Raw genomic sequence first — 16,767 nt, 5'->3', positions numbered from 1 at the left:
GATCCATGGTGCCAGCCGCCACTGACAACGCGTTCGCCCCAGATATGACCGGGGCCACAGGTTAGTGACCCCCCGGGGCCGGTTACGGTCGAAGGCATGGAGAACGTGCTTCGCCCGCTGATCGTGATCGGCGGCTCGCTCGTGGTGACGCTGCTCGTCGGCTGGCTGGTCGACCTGCTGCTGCGACGCGCCGATCAACGCCACCCCCAGGTCCCGCTGTGGGGCCTGCTGCGCCGCTGCCGTCTTCCGCTGCAGTTCGTGCTGTGCGCCGCGATGCTGAGAGGGCTGTACGACCAGGCGCACATCGCGCCCGAGCATTCCGCGGGGATCGGCCAGACCCTGACCCTGGTCCTCATCGGTTCCGCGGCCTGGCTCATGGTGCGGATCGCCACGGCGATCGTCGAGTCCTCGTACTCCCGTTACGCGCACGCCCACCGCGATCCGGCCAGGGTCCGCCGGGTCCGTACGCAGGTGACGCTGATCCAGCGTGTCGTCTCCGCGGTCGTCGGTGTGGTGGCGGTCGCCGCCATGCTGCTGACGTTCCCGGCGATGCGCGCGGCCGGTGCCTCGCTGCTCGCCTCGGCCGGCATCCTCGGCATCGTCGCCGGTGTGGCCGCGCAGTCCACGCTCAGCAACATGTTCGCCGGGCTGCAGATCGCCTTCGGCGACATGGTGCGGCTCGGGGACACGGTGGTGGTGAACGGGGAGTGGGGCACGGTCGACGAGATCACGCTCACCTTCCTGACCGTGCGCACCTGGGACGAGCGCCGGTTCACGATGCCGGTCTCGTACTTCACCTCGCAGCCGTTCGAGAACTGGTCCCGCGGCGGGGTGCAGATGACCGGGACGGTCTTCTTCCACCTGGATCACAGCGCGCCCGTCGAGGAGATGCGCGACAAGCTCCGCGACATCCTGCGCGAATGCCCGGCCTGGGACGGGCGCGACTACGGTCTCGCGGTCACCGATTCCACGCCCAGCACGATGGAGGTGCGGGCGCTGGTCACCGCGAAGGACGCGGACGACGTGTGGACGGTGCGGGTCACCGTCCGCGAGCAGATGCTGCGGTGGCTGACCGTCCATCACCCGTACGCCCTGCCTCGCGTCAACACGGCCGACGCGATTCTGCCGCCGGGGAGCATCACGCATCCGAACGGCGGCGCGGACGCCCACCGTCCGCGTGCCGCCCCCCGAGGCCGCATGGTGGAACCCCCGCGCACGGGCCGCGGCTGACCCTCCCGAACACCCTCGGGTGCGGCCCGATCTCGGGTGCGGGCCCGGTGGGGGCTGGCCGCGCAGTTCCCCGCGCCCCTAAAAGAGCGGGGCTGCGCCCCTGCCCTTTTGTCAGCAGGGGCGCAGCCCCCTGACAAGGGGCGCGGGGAACTGCGCAGTCTTTCGTCTTTTAGGGGCGCGGGGAACTGCGCGACAAGCCCCCACCGGGCCCGCACCCACCCACGACCGCCACAGACCCGCCTACTTCAGGCTGCGCACATCCAGATGTCGCAGGACCCGGTCAACGACCTCCGGATTCGCCCCCGCCTCACTGCGCGCGGCCAACACCTCGTGCCGAGCCGCGGACAACATCTCCGCCTGAACCCGCCGCACCAGCTTGATCCGCTGGGCCCGCTGCTCATGCGCCTCCCGCCGCTCGTCCTCCCCCAGGTCCGGACTGATCCGGTACCCGATGTCGAACGCCCGCCGCAGCAACTGCTCGGTCAGCTCGTCGGACAGATCCTCCGTCTCCCCCAGCTCCCGCAACCGCCGCTTCGCGGCCTTGGCCGCCCGCACGGCAAGAGACTTCTCGAACTCCTTCTCGCTGTCGGTGTCGGCCTGCACGCCCAACTTCCGCACGAGCCACGGCAGACTCAGCCCCTGCACCACGAGCGTCACCATGATCACCCCGAACGCGATGAAGATCATCTCGTCCCGGTTGGGGAACGGCCCCCCGTTCTCCGTCTCCAGCGGAATGGCCAGCGCCAGCGCGACGGACGCCACCCCGCGCATCCCGGCCCACCACATGACGACGGTCTCCCGCGAGCTCGTCGGGATGTCCTCGTCGAGATCCCGCTTCGCGTGCAACCGCTTGGTCAGCCAGGTGGCCGGCAGCAGCCACAGCAGCCGTACGAACACGACGACCCCCACGATCGCGGCGGCCCAGCCGAGCATCTCCCCCCAGCGCCCCGACGCCGTGCGGATCGCGTTGTGCAGCTCCAGCCCGATGAGCCCGAAGGCCACCCCGGTGACCAGCGTGTCGACGATGTTCCAGAAGGTGTGCCCGGCCAGCCGCGTCATGACGTCGTCGGCGTTGTTCGCGTACTCGGCCAGGAACAACGCCGTGGTCAGCACCGCCAGCACCCCGGACCCGTGCAGTTCCTCCGCCAGCACGTAGGACGCGTACGGCACGAGCAGGGTCAGACTGATCTGCAGGGTCGGGTCCCCGAGCGAGTCCATGAGCCGGTTCGCGGCCCAGCCGAGCCCGAGCCCCACGGCGACCGCGACGACGGCGGACAGCAGGAAGTCGAGTGCCGCGCCCTGCACCGAGAAGGAGCCGCTGATCGCGGCGGCGATGGCCACGTGGTAGAGCACGATGGCCGTCACGTCGTTGAACAGCCCCTCGCCCTCCAGGATCGACACCAGCCGGCGCGGCAGCCCGAGCTGTCCCGCGACGGCGGTCGCCGCGACCGGGTCGGGCGGCGCCACGAGCGCGCCGAGCGCCACGGCGGCGGCGATCGGCAGGCCGGGCACGATCGAGTGGGCGACCGCGGCGACCACGGCGGTGGTGACGAAGACGAGGGCCACGGCGAGCAGGAAGATCGGCCGTTTGTTGGCGGTGAACTGCCGCCACGAGGTACGCCGTACGGCGGCGTAGAGCAGCGGCGGAAGCAGCGCGGGCAGGATCAGGTCGGGCGGGATGTCCACGTTCGGTACGAAGTCGAGGACGGCGAGCACGATCCCGAGCAGGGTCATCAGCACCGGCGAGGGAAGCCCGAAGCGGTCCCCCAGCGGAACGCTGACGACGGCCCCGAGCAACAGCACGAACAACAGGGCCAGCTGGTCCACGTTCAGGGCTCCAGGGGTCTAGACGGTCAAAACAGGCCAGACCCCAAGCGTGCCACCGCAATCACTTTCCACACGCAGACGCCCCGTTGCCCCGAGAACTCCGCCCACCGACGGCGCCCTGTCAGGAGCGCCCGAAGGGCGCCCTTCAGGGGCGCGGGGAACTGCGCGAACGGCCCCCACCGGCCCGGCGCCCGAAGAACAACCCGAGCCCGCCCAAACCGTCAAAGACGACGCCGCATCGCCCGATGCGAAATCCCCGCGTCGGGAAACTCGGGCCCATAGGCCACGTACCCCAGCCGCTCGTAAAACCCCAGCGCATGCGTCTGCGCATGCAGATCCACGGCCACCAGCCCACGCGCGCGTGCCGCATCCTCGATGCCCCGCACGAGCGCCACCCCCACGCCCAGCCCCCGCGCGGCCTTCACGACGGCGAGCCGCCCCAGCGCGCCGACACCGGCCTCCCCACCGGTCCCCCCGGCCGCCGCCTCCCCGTACAGCAGCCGCCCCGCGCCGAGCGGAAGCCCGTCCTCGCCCACGGCGAGCACATGCACGGCGACGGCGTCGTACGCGTCGTACTCCAGGTCCTCGGGGACCTGCTGCTCGACGACGAAGACCTCCTTGCGCACCGCGAAGCAGGCCTCACGGTCGGCGGGGTCCTCGGCGACCCGCACCACGTAGGGCGACGGGTTCGGCGACGGACTCATACGTTGCTTTCCTCCCGCACACGGTCCAGCGCCTGCTGCAGGTCGTCGGCGTAACCGGCCTCGAACTCGACCCACTGACCGTCCCCGGGGTGCTCGAAGCCGAGCCGCACGGCCTGCAGCCACTGCCGGGTGAGCCCGAGCCGCTTGGCGAGCGTCGGGTCGGCCCCGTACGTCAGGTCGCCGACGCAGGGGTGCCGGTGCGCCGACATGTGGACGCGGATCTGGTGCGTACGCCCGGTCTCCAGCTTGATGTCGAGCAGCGAGGCGGCGCGGAACGCCTCGATCAGGTCGTAGTGGGTCACGGAGGGCTTGCCCTCGGCGGTGACCGCCCACTTGTAGTCGTGGTTCGGGTGCCGGCCGATGGGCGCGTCGATGGTGCCGCTGGTCGGGTCGGGGTGGCCCTGGACGAGCGCGTGGTAGCGCTTGTCGACCGTGCGCTCCTTGAACTGGCGCTTCAGCGACGTGTACGCGTACTCCGACTTGGCCACCACCATCAGGCCCGAGGTGCCCACGTCGAGGCGGTGCACGATGCCCTGGCGCTCGGCGGCGCCGGAGGTGGAGATCCGGTACCCGGCGGCGGCGAGGCCGCCGATCACGGTCGGGCCCGACCAGCCGGGGCTGGGATGCGCGGCGACACCGACCGGCTTGACGATCACGACCACGTCGTCGTCGTCGTGCACGATCTCCATGCCCTCGACGGGTTCGGCGACGATCTGCACGGGCGGGGCCGCCTGCGGCATCTCGACTTCCATCCAGGCGCCGCCGTGGACCCGCTCGGACTTCCCGACCACCGAGCCGTCGACCGTGACCTTCCCCGCCGCGGCGAGCTCGGCGGCCTTCGTACGGGAGAAGCCGAACATGCGGGAGATGGCGGCGTCGACACGCTCGCCCTCCAGGCCGTCGGGCACGGGCAGGGTACGGATATCGGGAACGGTACTCACCCGTCGAGTATGCCGGACGGGTGAGACACCGGCTCACGGCAGCCCGTGCGCCCCGGCCCTCACAGGCGGTACCGCGGCCTGCTCAGTCCTTGTGGACGGTGCCGTCCGGGTCCAGGCCCCGGAAGGACAGCAGCACGATCAGGATGCCGCCGCAGACGATCGCGGAGTCGGCGAGGTTGAAGACCGCGAAGTGCTTGGGTGCGATGAAGTCGACGACCGCGCCCTCCAGGACACCCGGCGCGCGGAAGATCCGGTCGGTGAGGTTGCCGAGGGCGCCGCCGAGCAGCAGGCCGAGCGCGATGGCCCAGGGCAGGCTGTAGAGCTTGCGGGCGAGCCGGGCGATCACCACGATCACGGCGGCGGCGATCACCGTGAAGATGATCGTGAAGGCCTCGCCGAAGCCGAAGGCCGCGCCGGCGTTGCGGATCGCCTCGAACTTCAGCCAGTCCCCGACGATCTCGATCGGCTCGTGGTGCTCCAGCTTCGCGACCACGATCAGCTTGCTGATCAGGTCCAGCGCGTACGCCAGGGCGGCGACGGTGAAGAGCACGGCGACCCGGCGCCTGCCCCTGGGCGCCGCGGCCTCGCCCGGGGTCGCGCCGCTGTCGGACCGCTCCGGCTCGACCTCCGCCGTGCCCGGGGCCTCCGCCGTGCCCGGGGCCTCCGCCGTGCCCGGGGTCTCCGGCGTATCCGGTGTGTCCGGTGAATCCGGCGTACCGATGATGCGCTCCGCCTCTGCCACGTGAGTAAGTCCCTCGACCTAGGTGCCTGACTGAGCACGAGGGTACGGCACGGTCCGCCGCGGTCAGGTGCCCAGGAGGCACACCGGGCGGATCGCTGTTCGACCGGCGGGACGTCAGTAGCGGCGTTCCTGCTTCTGCTTGCACTCGACGCACAGCGTGGCCCGCGGGAAGGCCTGCATACGGGCCTTGCCGATGGCGTTGCCGCAGTTCTCGCAGAGCCCGTACGTGCCCGCGTCCAGGCGCTCCAGTGCGCGCTCGGTCTGCTCCAGCATCTCCCGCGCGTTGGCCGCGAGGGCCATCTCGCTCTCGCGCGTGATGTTCTTGGTGCCGGTGTCCGCCTGGTCGTCGCCCGCGCCGTCCCCGGAGTCGCGCATCAGCCCCGCCAGGGACTCCTCGGAGTGCGTGATCTCGGCCCGCAGCCGCAGGGCCTCGGAGAGCAGCTCCTCGCGCGCCTCCGCGGCCTCCTGCGGCGTCCATGGATCCTCGCCGGGACGTACCGCGAGCTCGCCCGGTTCCGCCGCGGCCACCCGCGCCTTGGGAACCGCGGTGGGCTTGTCCGCCGCCGCGGCCGTGCCAGAGGTCTTCTTCGCAACCACCGTCGTGGCTCCCGTCGTCTCGGCGGCCTGTGCCGCTGCTCCGTCGGCCGCGGAAGCGACCGTCTTCCTGGCCGTGCGTGTGCCCTTGGCGGCGGCCGCCTTGCGCGGCGCCCGCTTCACCGGCGCGGCGGACTTCCCGGCCGCCTTCTGCGCCTTCTCCGCTTTCGCCGCCTTCGCGGGGACGGGCCGCGTACCGGCCGTCTTCGCGGGCGCCGTCCCGCCGACGGCCTTCGCCGCGGAAGCGTCCATCTCCTCGGGGACCGCCGCCCGGGCGGAAGCCGTCTTGGCGGCAGCCGTCTTGGCGGCAGCCGTCTTCGCGGCGACCGTCTTCTTGGCAGCGGTCTTCTTGGCGGCCACCTTCTCGGCAGCCGCCTTCGTAGCGACCGTTTTCGTACGAGGCTTCTTCGTAGAAGCCGTTTTCGCAGGAGCCGTCTCCGTAGAAGCCGCCCCCATGGATCTGCCGGACGCCGACTGCTGTACGGCGGTCTTCTTCGCCACCATGGCCGCGGCCCCTTCACATTTTGTGACCTTGCACGCGAATCGTGCTGGGACGATAAATCGACTTGAGTCCCGCGGCAACGGGGCACGCCGCCCGGTCCGCCCGCCCCGCGCGTACCGCGCAGCGAGTCTGCAAGCGTTGTGCCCAGCTCCCCGCCGGGTAATCCGCCGCGTCGGCCGTCCCAGGATGCGAACACCGGCGCCTCGGCATTCGGGTCAGTGCCCACCGCTTCCAGGCACCGCCGCGCCTCCCCCGCGGGCCCCGGAAATCCGGTCGGCCGCTGTCGGCCCGGCGCCGTACACTGGGCGGAGCGAGAAGCGTGGATGGGGACGAGTAGCGGCGTAAGCGGCCAGGAGCGACCCGGGGACGGTGTGAGCCCGGGGGCGAGCGCGACGCGAAGATCACCCCGGAGCCGCCGGAAGAAAGCCGCAGCGAGCTCGCAGCGGCCGGTAGAACCGGTATCGCGACCCCAATGAGGGGGCTCACCGCCGTGCGGAAAGCGGCGGAGGGCCAAGGAGGGTGGTACCGCGGGAGCGCGCCGCACGGCGCAGGTGACAGCCCAGCTCTCGTCCCTCCGGACGGAAGGCAGAAGTCCGCCGGAGGAAGTTCGTTGGATACGCAGCCGAGTACACAGCCGCAGTACCGCCAGGTGCCGGCCCAGGTCGACCTGCCCGCTCTTGAGCACGCCGTGCTCGCCTTCTGGAGCGAGCAGAAGATCTTCGCCAAGACCCTGGAGCAGTCCGAGGGCCGCCCCGAGTGGGTGTTCTACGAGGGCCCGCCCACGGCCAACGGCATGCCGGGCGCCCACCACATCGAGGCCCGCGTCTTCAAGGACGTCTTCCCGCGCTTCCGCACCATGCGCGGCTACCACGTGGGCCGCAAGGCCGGCTGGGACTGCCACGGCCTCCCGGTGGAGCTGGCGGTCGAGAAGGAGCTGGGCTTCAACGGCAAGAAGGACATCGAGGCGTACGGCATCGCCGAGTTCAACGCCAAGTGCCGTGAGTCCGTGACCCGCCACACCGACGCCTTCGAAGAGCTCACGACCCGCATGGGCTACTGGGCCGACCTGAACGACCCGTACCGGACCATGGACCCGGAGTACATCGACTCCGTCTGGTGGTCGCTCAAGGAGATCTTCAACAAGGGGCTGCTGACCCAGGACCACCGTGTCGCCCCCTGGTGCCCGCGCTGCGGCACGGGCCTGTCCGACCACGAGCTGGCGCAGGGCTACGAGACGGTCGTCGACCCCTCGGTGTTCGTCCGTTTCCCGCTCACCTCCGGTCCGCTCGCGGGCGAGGCCGCGCTCCTGGTGTGGACGACGACCCCGTGGACCCTGGTGTCCAACACGGCGGTCGCCGCGCACCCCGATGTGACGTACGTGGTCGCGACGGACGGCCGGGAGAAGCTCGTCGTCGCCGAGCCGCTCGTCGGGAAGTCCCTCGGCGAGGGCTGGGAGACCACCGGTCAGTCCTTCACGGGCGCCGAGATGGAGCGCTGGACGTACCAGCGCCCCTTCGAGCTGGTCGAGTTCCCGAAGGACGAGCCCGCCCACTACGTGGTCAACGCGGAGTACGTGACCACCGAGGACGGTACGGGTCTCGTCCACCAGTCCCCCGCCTTCGGTGAGGACGACCTCAAGGTGTGCCGCGAGTACGGGCTGCCGGTCGTGAACCCCGTGCGCCCCGACGGCACCTTCGAGGAGGACGTCCCCCTCGTGGGCGGTGTCTTCTTCAAGAAGGCCGACGAACAGCTCACCGAGGACCTCCACAACCGCGGTCTGCTCTTCAAGCACATCCCGTACGAGCACAGCTACCCGCACTGCTGGCGCTGCCACACCGCGCTCCTCTACTACGCGCAGCCGTCCTGGTACATCCGCACCACGGCGGTCAAGGACCGGCTCCTCCAGGAGAACGAGAGGACCAACTGGTTCCCGGACTCGGTCAAGAACGGCCGCTACGGGGACTGGCTGAACAACAACATCGACTGGGCGCTGTCCCGCAACCGCTACTGGGGCACCCCTCTGCCGATCTGGCGCTGCGAGGACGACCACCTCACCGTCGTCGGCTCCCGCGCGGAGCTCACCGAACTGACGGGCAGCGACCAGTCGGAGCTGGACCCGCACCGCCCGTTCATCGACGAGGTCACCTTCGCCTGCCCCCAGGACGGCTGCGGGCAGACGGCCACGCGCGTGCCGGAGGTCATCGACGCCTGGTACGACTCGGGTTCGATGCCGTTCGCGCAGTGGGGCTACCCGTACAAGAACAAGGAGCTCTTCGAGAGCCGCTACCCGGCGCAGTTCATCTCGGAGGCCATCGACCAGACCCGCGGCTGGTTCTACACGCTGATGGCCGTCGGCACGCTGGTCTTCGACAAGTCGTCGTACGAGAACGTGGTCTGTCTCGGCCACATCCTCGCCGAGGACGGCCGCAAGATGTCCAAGCACCTGGGCAACATCCTGCAGCCGATCCCGCTGATGGACCAGCACGGCGCGGACGCCGTGCGCTGGTTCATGGCGGCCGGCGGCTCGCCCTGGGCGGCCCGCCGCGTGGGCCACGGAACCATCCAGGAGGTCGTCCGCAAGACGCTCCTGACGTACTGGAACACGGTCGCCTTCCAGGCCCTGTACGCGCGCACGGCGGGCTGGGCGCCCAGCGGGGCCGACCCGGCCCCGGCGGACCGTCCGGTCCTCGACCGCTGGCTCCTGTCCGAACTCCACGCGCTCACCGACCAGGTGACGCAGGCTCTGGAGTCGTACGACACCCAGCGGGCCGGCAAGCTGCTCTCGGCCTTCGTCGACGACCTGTCGAACTGGTACGTACGCCGGTCCCGTCGCCGCTTCTGGCAGGGCGACAAGGCGGCCCTGCGCACCCTGCACGAGGTCGTCGAGACGGTCACGCGGCTGATGGCCCCGCTGACCCCGTTCATCACCGAGCGGGTCTGGCAGGACCTCGTGGTGCCGGTGTCCGCCGACGCCCCGGAGTCCGTGCACCTGTCGACCTGGCCGGAGGCGGACCTGTCCGTCATCGACCCGGAGCTGTCGAAGCAGATGGTGCTCGTACGCCGTCTCGTGGAGCTGGGCCGCGCCACGCGCGCGGAGTCCGGTGTGAAGACCCGCCAGCCGCTGTCCCGCGCGCTGGTGGCGGCGACCGGCTTCGGCTCCCTCGACCGTGAGCTGCACGCGCAGATCACCGAGGAGCTGAACGTGAGCTCGCTGGCGTCCCTGTCCGAGGTGGGCGGCTCGCTGGTCGACACGACGGCGAAGGCGAACTTCCGCGCGCTCGGCAAGCGGTTCGGCAAGGGCGTCCAGGCGGTGGCGAAGGCCGTCGCCGAGGCCGACGCGGCGGCGCTGTCCCTGGCCCTACGCGAGGGCACGGCGTCGGTGGAGGTCGACGGGGAGACCGTCACGCTCGCCCCGGACGAGGTCATCATCACGGAGACCCCGCGCGAGGGCTGGTCCGTCGCCTCGGACTCCGGCGCCACGGTCGCGCTCGACCTGGAGCTGACGGAGGAACTGCGTCAGGCGGGCCTGGCCCGGGACGCCATCCGGCTGATCCAGGAGGCCCGCAAGAACAGCGGCCTCGACGTGGCCGACCGGATCGCCCTGCGCTGGACGTCCACGGACCCGAAGGTCGTCGCGGCGCTCACCGAGCACTCCGCGCTGATCTCGGACGAGGTCCTGGCCACGGACTTCGCCCAGGGCGAACCGGACGACACCTACGGCCCCGCGTTCACGGACGCCCCCCTGTCCCTGACGTTCCACCTCCGCAAGGCCTAACCCCCACCCGCGTACGGGCACGGCCGCCCCCACCGCCTGCGGGCGGGGGCGGCCGCCCCCCACCCCCACCCCCCCTGCGGGCATGCGTGCCGCTAGGGGCGGCACGGGTGGGCGCAGCGGCACCCTGCAAGCGCAGGCCCGCGACAGCTCCGTGACCAGAGCACCAGCACCGAGCACCAAAAGAAGGCCCCGGCCCACCAGAACTCCTGGTGGCCCGGGGCCTTCGGCGTGACGCCCGGCAAAAGGGCGGAGCCCCCGGAAAACCGGGGGCTCCGCCCTGAACGCTGCCGACGCCTACGGCGTACGGGAGGCCGTCAGTTGTCGTCCTCGTCGATCAGAAAGCCACGCATCGGCGACGGCGCCTGCTGCATGGGCGAAGGCCCCTGCGGCCGAACCGGAGCCATCGGCTGGGTCATGGCCGGCGACATCTGCTGCTGGCCGCCGTAGGACGGCGCACCGGGACCGGGGCCGCCCATCGGGTTGCCACCGTAGGACGGCGCGCTCGCCCCGGCCGGAGCCATGGACGGGCTCGGCGACGACGGAAGCGAGGCGGTCGCCGGCGTACGCGGCGGAGCCAGCGAGTCGTCGGCCTGGGTCTCCAGCTGGCGCAGCTGCGACTCCAGGTAGGACTTCAGACGCGTACGGTACTCGCGCTCGAAGCCTCGCAGGTCCTCGACCTTGCGCTCCAGCGTGGCGCGGGCGGACTCCAGGGAGCCCATCGCGACGCGGTGCTTCTCCTGCGCGTCCCGCTCCAGGGCGTCGGCCTTGGCACGGGCGTCGCGCTCCAGACCCTCGGCGCGGCTGCGGGCCTCGCCGACGATCTTGTTGGCCTCGGAGCGGGCCTCGGCGATCGCCTGGTCGGCGGTCTGCTGGGCCAGCGAGAGCACACGGGCGGCGCTGTCGCCACCGGGGCCCTGACCGGGCTGTCCCATCTGCGGGCCGTGCCCGCCCATCGGACCACCCATGGGACCGCCCATCGGGCCGCCCATCTGCTGGGGCATCTGCTGCTGCATCTGTCCCTGCATGGGGCCGGGACCCTGTCCCATGCCACCTTGGCCCATCGGACCCTGGCCCATGCCCTGGCCCATCGGACCCTGGCCCATCTGGCCGGGACCCATCTGACCGGGACCCTGCTGGCCGCCCTGGGCGCTGGGGCCCGCGGGAAGCTGCGGGGCACCGCTCGGCAGCTGCGGCGGGCCGCCCATGGGGCCACCCATCTGCTGCTGCGGCGGACCCGATATGCCGGCGGGCACAGGAGCGCCGGGACCGCCGCGCATGCCCTGTGGCGGACCCTGCTGTTGCTGGGGATCCTGCTGTTCGGGAGGCTTGCGCATGCCCTGTTGCTGGTTCTGCGCGGCGGCGCGTGTGGCGGCGGCCAGCTTGGCGCGCAGGTCCTCGTTCTCGCGGAGCAGGCGGGTCAGTTCGGCTTCGACCTCGTCGAGGAAGGCATCGACCTCGTCCTCGTCATAGCCTTCTCGGAGGCGGACGGTCGTGAACTGCTTGTTCCGCACGTCCTCGGGGGTCAACGGCATCTCTTCACCTCAACGTAGTCGTCGGCATCGTCGGCGTTCGGCAAGACCGTATCGTTCACAGCCGGCTCACGACGGAGATCAGGATGTAGACGATGATCATCAGTACGAAGAAGGACAGGTCGAGCGCCACGCCCCCGAGACGTAGCGGCGGAATGAACCGCCGCAGAAGCTTGAGCGGTGGATCAGTGACAGTGTAAGTCGCCTCCAGGACGACCACCATCGCCTTGCCGGGTTGCCATGAGCGGGCGAACTGGAACACGTAGTCCATGACCAACCGGAAGATCAGCACGATGAGGAAACACATCAGCACGACGTAGAGAACCTGCCCGACCACGCTCATGATTCCGTGCGTCCCTCTCCCCTGTTTCCCTGCTGCTCCGGTCCTGCGTCTCAGCTCTGGTTGAAGAACCCGCCCTCTGCGATGCGAGCCTTGTCCTCCGCCGTGACATCGACGTTAGCAGGAGACAGCAGGAACACCTTCTGCGTCACCCGCTCGATGCTCCCGTGGAGACCGAACACCAAACCGGCCGCAAAGTCGACAAGTCGCTTGGCGTCCGTGTCGTCCATCTCGGTCAGATTCATGATCACCGGGGTGCCCTCACGGAAGTGTTCCCCGATGGTACGGGCCTCGTTGTAGGTCCGGGGGTGCAGCGTGGTGATCCTGTACGGCTCTCGTTCCGACACGACCTTGGGCATGATCACCGGTGCGTTCTTCTCCAGGCTTTGGCGTTCTTGTGTGATGGACGCCACGGGGGCGATGCGGGCCGGGCGGCCGGATTCCGCGCCCAGCGAAGCGGAATGGGACACGGGCTCGCGCTGCACCGGTGGATGCACCACTCGTACCGGTTCGTCCCTTTGGGACTGGTGTGCCTGGTGCGACTGATGCGACGGCTCATGCCGTCGGCGGTCCCGCTCGGGCTCCGGGTCAAGCTCGGGCTCGAAGTCGTCATCGGGGTCGAAGCCCCTGCCGTCGTACCCATCGTCCTCCACGAGGCCGAGGTAGACCGCCATCTTGCGCATCGCGCCGGCCATGCTCTGAGTCCTCCGCTCTGTGGTGGATCGGCTGACTGTTGCCAAGTGCCCGCGATCCACGAGGTCGTCTGCCCGCCAGCGGCGGTAATGACCATATTTTCTGCTGTGGTCCGACTTCTTGGCGACGTTACCCGAGCCTGGGGCGGACGCCGAGTACCGCGGTGCCGACGCGTACATGTGTCGCTCCGGCCGTCACCGCGTGTTCGAGGTCCGCACTCATCCCTGCCGAGACCATGTTGGCAGCCGGATGGGCGCTGCGCAGGTCAGTCGACAAATCCATCAGGCGCTCGAACGCCGCCTGTTCGCGCCCCGCGTACGGCCCGGTGAGCGGAGCGACGGTCATCAGTCCGTCGAGCCTCAGACCCGGCGCCCGGGCGACGAGTTCGCCCAACTCCTCGACGCCTTCGACCCCTACACCACCGCGCTCCCCCAGTCCACCCTTTCCCGTCGCGGACTGCTCCGCGTCGAGCGCAACCTGGATGAGGCAGCCCACCTCGCGCTCGGTCCGTACCGCTTCCTTGGACAGGGCGGTGACGAGCCTGGCCCGGTCGACCGACTGCACGACATCCGCGTAACCGACCACGGAACGCACTTTGTTGGTCTGCAACTGGCCCACGAAGTGCCAGGACAGGGGCAGATCGGAACAGGCCGCGGCCTTGGGCGCCGCGTCCTGGTCACGGTTCTCGGCGACGTGCCGCACACCGAGTTCCGACAGGATCCGCACATCCTCGGCGGGGTAGGTCTTGGTGACCACGATCAGGGTCACCTCTTCGCGCTTGCGTCCGGCCGCCTTGCATGCGGCGGCGATCCGCTCCTCCACGTCCGCCAGATTCCCGGCGAGTTCGCTCCTGCGGTCCGTCATTCCCGATCAGTCCAGCCACACATAGCCCGCGAGCCGGCCGGTGATGCCGTCCCGACGGTACGAGAAATGGTCGTCCGACTCGATCGTGCAGACCGGCGACTGCTCCCGGTCGCGCACCCCGAGCCGCTCCAGCTGCGCGTGCACCCCCGCGGTCACGTCGACCGCCGGCGTACCCCAGGTGGTCTCGGCGTACGCCGCGGGCTCGACGGCCGCGACCTCGGCCCGCATCGCGTCCGGCACCTCGTAGCACCGGCCGCAGACCGCGGGGCCGGTGCGGGCGACGATCCGGGCCGGTTCGGCGCCGAGTTCGACCATGGCCCCGACGGCGGCGGGCACGACGCCCGCGACCATGCCCGGCCGGCCCGCGTGGGCGGCGGCCACGACCCCGGCGACGGGGTCCGCGAGCAGCACGGGGGTGCAGTCCGCGGTGAGCACGGCCAGCGCGAGGCCGCGGCGGGCGGTGACGACGGCGTCGACCTCCGGCACCGGGCGCTCGCCCCAGGGCTCGTCGACGACGGCCACGTCGGGTCCGTGGACCTGGTTCATCCAGACGACCCGCGCCGGGTCGAGGCCGAGCGACTTGGCCGCCAGTTCACGGTTGGTCCGCACGGACCCGGAGTCGTCGCCGACCGCCCCGCCGAGATTGAGCTCTTCGTACGGAACGGCGCTCACCCCGCCCCACCGGTCGGTGAAGGCGAAGTGCGCGCCGCTCACGGTGCTCACGGAGGAGCGCCGTCCTATCACTTGAGGAAGTCCGGCACGTCCAGCTCCTCCGCCGCGCTGTCGGAGTACGTCCGCGACGGCGGGACCGGCGGGGAGACGGGCGGCAGTTCGTTGCTCGCCGGCTCCGGAGCGGGCTCCGGCGCCTCCTTGGGCGTGACGCTGCCGAGCGACCCGAAGGACGGCCGGCTGTCGCTCGCCCGCACGGGCGCGGGCTCCTCGCGCTTGGCGGAGGACGAGCCGAGCACGGTGTCCCGCTTGGACGGGGGCTGACCGCCGTCGAACCCGGCCGCGATGACGGTGACCCGTACCTCGTCGCCGAGCGCGTCGTCGATGACCGCGCCGAAGATGATGTTGGCCTCGGGGTGCGCGGCCTCGCTCACCAGCTGGGCGGCCTCGTTGATCTCGAACAGGCCGAGGTCGGAGCCGCCGGAGATGGAGAGCAGCACGCCCCGGGCTCCGTCGATGGAGGCCTCCAGGAGCGGTGAGGAGATCGCCATCTCGGCGGCCGCCACCGCGCGGTCGTCGCCGCGGGCCGAGCCGATGCCCATGAGGGCCGAACCGGCCTCGGACATCACGGACTTGACGTCGGCGAAGTCGAGGTTGATCAGACCGGGGGTGGTGATGAGGTCGGTGATGCCCTGGACACCGGAGAGCAGGACCTGGTCCGCCGACTTGAACGCGTCGAGGACGGAGACCTGGCGGTCCGAGATGGACAGCAGCCGGTCGTTCGGGATGACGATGAGGGTGTCGACCTCTTCGCGGAGTTCCGCGATGCCGTCCTCTGCCTGGTTGGCGCGGCGCCTGCCCTCGAAGGTGAAGGGGCGGGTGACCACGCCGATGGTGAGTGCCCCGAGCGAGCGGGCGATGTTGGCCACCACCGGCGCGCCGCCGGTGCCGGTGCCGCCGCCCTCGCCGGCCGTCACGAAGACCATGTCGGCCCCCTTGAGGACCTCCTCGATCTCCTCGCGGTGATCCTCCGCGGCCTTGCGGCCGACGGCCGGGTTGGCTCCGGCGCCGAGTCCGCGGGTGAGTTCGCGGCCGACGTCGAGCTTGACGTCGGCGTCGCTCATCAACAGCGCCTGGGCGTCCGTGTTGATGGCGATGAACTCGACACCCTTGAGACCGACCTCGATCATCCGGTTGATGGCATTGACACCACCGCCGCCGACACCGATGACTTTGATGACTGCGAGGTAGTTCTGCGGTGCTGCCACGTCGAAGGCCTCTCGCCTCGATTACGTGTCGTCGCCTCGCACGGTCGCGATCCGACGACTGATGCCGAATGGGACGGTCCGAACGCCGACCCGAACCCTAACGCTGAAGTTTAGGGTTACCAGTGTGCCTGTTCCCTGGACTCTTCCGAACAGGACACTAAGTCGACAAGTGGCGCACGTTCAACGAACACGCCGAACCTCCCGTTTTTCTTTTCACCCTATGTGATCAGCCATGTCACTGCCCAACCAGGGTGCTGGCCTGCGCAGATGTGCGTCAACTCCCCGATGACGCAGGGGCGGTGGGAACGCTCACGTCGAAGTGTCCCGCCCCTGGAGCGGCTTTCATGAGAGCAATGAGCGTATGCGCCTTGGCGCGGCCCTTCTCACCACTGCCCCAGTCGACGGTGCGGTCGCCGCTCAACTCCAGCGTGACGGAGTCGTACGAACGCACCTTGACGACCTGGGTGGCGCGGGCGACCGCGGCCGGAAGAGAACTGGCCACGAGCACCGCCTCGCGCACCAGCCGGTCGGTGCCGAAGCGGCGCAGACCCGCCGAGTGGGACGCCGTCAATTCCAGTACGGGTACGCCCTGCGGAGCACGCGGGACCGTGGCATATCGCACACCCTTGGCGTCCACTTCGACGAACTTTCCGCCCTTTTCGACAATCAGGACCGGCCTACGCTCAGTTACTTTCAGCCCGATTCCATGGGGCCAGGAACGGACGACGTCAACCGAGTCAATTCGGGGCAATTTCCGGAGCAGTACTGCCTCGATCTCATCGGTGTCGACTGAAATCAGTGGTGATCCGATCGGGACGTCGGCCGCCTCGACGACCTGTCCGGCCGTCAGGACCCGCGTCCCGGTGGCCGATACCCGCTCCACGCGCGTCCACTGGGAGCCGTAGAGGATCCAGACCCCGCCCGCGGCGAGCAGGGCCAGACAGACCATCACAACAATGAGCGTACGAGGCCTCGGCGGCCTCTTCAGCCTCTGGAGAAGGGGCGGCCGGGGCGGGCCGGAGGCCGGATCCTGTCGGTCTCGCCGTTCGCCGCGTTCGGCGGTGGTCGCTCCGGCCACGCTCCCCTGCC

At 70.3% G+C, this 16,767-nt stretch carries 14 protein-coding genes; 2 read left to right on the top strand and 12 right to left on the bottom strand.

Translation table 11 applies throughout. The features are described 5' to 3' along the window. Positions 1 to 96: 96 nt before the first annotated feature. Positions 97 to 1,230: a mechanosensitive ion channel family protein gene (locus J8N05_RS16055; protein WP_210883480.1), complete on the top strand. Its 1,134-nt coding sequence runs from the start codon at positions 97 to 99 to the stop codon at positions 1,228 to 1,230. Between the two features lie 240 nt (positions 1,231 to 1,470). On the opposite strand, the gene J8N05_RS16050 is transcribed toward J8N05_RS16055, so the two are convergent. The 5 genes from J8N05_RS16050 to J8N05_RS16030 form a co-directional block, all read right to left on the bottom strand. Continuing rightward, positions 1,471 to 3,057: a Na+/H+ antiporter gene (locus tag J8N05_RS16050; RefSeq protein ID WP_210883478.1), complete on the bottom strand. Its 1,587-nt coding sequence runs from the start codon at positions 3,055 to 3,057 to the stop codon at positions 1,471 to 1,473. 221 nt (positions 3,058 to 3,278) lie between these two features. Next, positions 3,279 to 3,761: a GNAT family N-acetyltransferase gene (locus J8N05_RS16045; RefSeq protein ID WP_210883476.1), complete on the bottom strand. Its 483-nt coding sequence runs from the start codon at positions 3,759 to 3,761 to the stop codon at positions 3,279 to 3,281. Further along, complete coding sequence (locus J8N05_RS16040; protein WP_210883474.1) at positions 3,758 to 4,702, bottom strand: RluA family pseudouridine synthase; 945 nt, start codon at positions 4,700 to 4,702, stop codon at positions 3,758 to 3,760. The genes J8N05_RS16045 and J8N05_RS16040 overlap by 4 nt, the downstream gene beginning before the upstream one ends. 82 nt (positions 4,703 to 4,784) lie before the next feature. Further along, positions 4,785 to 5,444 carry a signal peptidase II gene (gene lspA, locus J8N05_RS16035; RefSeq protein WP_210883472.1) on the bottom strand — a complete coding sequence of 220 codons (660 nt, stop codon included), beginning with the start codon at positions 5,442 to 5,444 and terminating at the stop codon, positions 4,785 to 4,787. Positions 5,445 to 5,558: 114 nt separating this feature from the next. Further along, the gene (locus J8N05_RS16030) at positions 5,559 to 6,542 is read right to left on the bottom strand and encodes a TraR/DksA family transcriptional regulator (RefSeq protein ID WP_210883470.1); all 984 of its coding nucleotides are present in this window, start codon (positions 6,540 to 6,542) and stop codon (positions 5,559 to 5,561) included. A gap of 608 nt (positions 6,543 to 7,150) precedes the next feature. Between J8N05_RS16030 and ileS the strand changes: the two genes are divergently transcribed. Continuing rightward, positions 7,151 to 10,315: an isoleucine--tRNA ligase gene (gene ileS / locus J8N05_RS16025; RefSeq protein ID WP_210883468.1), complete on the top strand. Its 3,165-nt coding sequence runs from the start codon at positions 7,151 to 7,153 to the stop codon at positions 10,313 to 10,315. Between the two features lie 314 nt (positions 10,316 to 10,629). On the opposite strand, the gene J8N05_RS16020 is transcribed toward ileS, so the two are convergent. The 7 genes from J8N05_RS16020 to J8N05_RS15990 all read right to left on the bottom strand — a co-directional run bounded on the left by J8N05_RS16020 (position 10,630) and on the right by J8N05_RS15990 (position 16,756). Then, a complete protein-coding gene (locus J8N05_RS16020) occupies positions 10,630 to 11,847 on the bottom strand; it encodes a DivIVA domain-containing protein (RefSeq protein ID WP_210883467.1) in 1,218 nt (405 codons plus the stop codon). A 55-nt stretch (positions 11,848 to 11,902) separates the two neighbouring features. Then, a complete protein-coding gene (locus tag J8N05_RS16015) occupies positions 11,903 to 12,187 on the bottom strand; it encodes a YggT family protein (RefSeq protein WP_107017493.1) in 285 nt (94 codons plus the stop codon). Between the two features lie 50 nt (positions 12,188 to 12,237). Further along, entirely contained in the window at positions 12,238 to 12,879 is a 642-nt protein-coding gene (locus J8N05_RS16010) for a cell division protein SepF (RefSeq protein WP_210883466.1), read from the bottom strand. 127 nt (positions 12,880 to 13,006) lie between these two features. After that, complete coding sequence (locus J8N05_RS16005; RefSeq protein WP_210883465.1) at positions 13,007 to 13,741, bottom strand: YggS family pyridoxal phosphate-dependent enzyme; 735 nt, start codon at positions 13,739 to 13,741, stop codon at positions 13,007 to 13,009. Positions 13,742 to 13,747: 6 nt separating this feature from the next. Beyond that, a complete protein-coding gene (gene pgeF, locus J8N05_RS16000; RefSeq protein ID WP_210883464.1) occupies positions 13,748 to 14,485 on the bottom strand; it encodes a peptidoglycan editing factor PgeF in 738 nt (245 codons plus the stop codon). Then, positions 14,482 to 15,678, bottom strand: a complete 1,197-nt coding sequence (gene ftsZ / locus J8N05_RS15995; RefSeq protein ID WP_210883463.1) for a cell division protein FtsZ — start codon at positions 15,676 to 15,678, stop codon at positions 14,482 to 14,484. The genes pgeF and ftsZ overlap by 4 nt, the downstream gene beginning before the upstream one ends. Positions 15,679 to 15,952: 274 nt before the next feature. Then, positions 15,953 to 16,756 carry a cell division protein FtsQ/DivIB gene (locus tag J8N05_RS15990; RefSeq protein ID WP_210883461.1) on the bottom strand — a complete coding sequence of 268 codons (804 nt, stop codon included), beginning with the start codon at positions 16,754 to 16,756 and terminating at the stop codon, positions 15,953 to 15,955. Between the last annotated feature and the right edge of the window lie 11 nt (positions 16,757 to 16,767).

This window comes from Streptomyces liliiviolaceus, from assembly GCF_018070025.1.
GTDB classification, from domain to species: Bacteria; Actinomycetota; Actinomycetes; order Streptomycetales; family Streptomycetaceae; genus Streptomyces; species Streptomyces liliiviolaceus.
The sequence above is the reverse complement of the archived record's forward strand: the minus strand, read 5'-3'. Positions and strand labels throughout refer to the sequence as shown.

Coding starts and splice junctions, on each gene's coding strand:
- J8N05_RS16055 (WP_210883480.1), top strand. CDS start 97: ATGGAGAACGTGCTTCGCCCGCTGATCGTGATCGGCGGCTCGCTCGTG.
- J8N05_RS16045 (WP_210883476.1), bottom strand. CDS start 3,761: ATGAGTCCGTCGCCGAACCCGTCGCCCTACGTGGTGCGGGTCGCCGAG.
- J8N05_RS16030 (WP_210883470.1), bottom strand. CDS start 6,542: ATGGTGGCGAAGAAGACCGCCGTACAGCAGTCGGCGTCCGGCAGATCC.
- J8N05_RS16020 (WP_210883467.1), bottom strand. CDS start 11,847: ATGCCGTTGACCCCCGAGGACGTGCGGAACAAGCAGTTCACGACCGTC.
- J8N05_RS16015 (WP_107017493.1), bottom strand. CDS start 12,187: ATGAGCGTGGTCGGGCAGGTTCTCTACGTCGTGCTGATGTGTTTCCTC.
- J8N05_RS16010 (WP_210883466.1), bottom strand. CDS start 12,879: ATGGCCGGCGCGATGCGCAAGATGGCGGTCTACCTCGGCCTCGTGGAG.
- J8N05_RS16005 (WP_210883465.1), bottom strand. CDS start 13,741: ATGACGGACCGCAGGAGCGAACTCGCCGGGAATCTGGCGGACGTGGAG.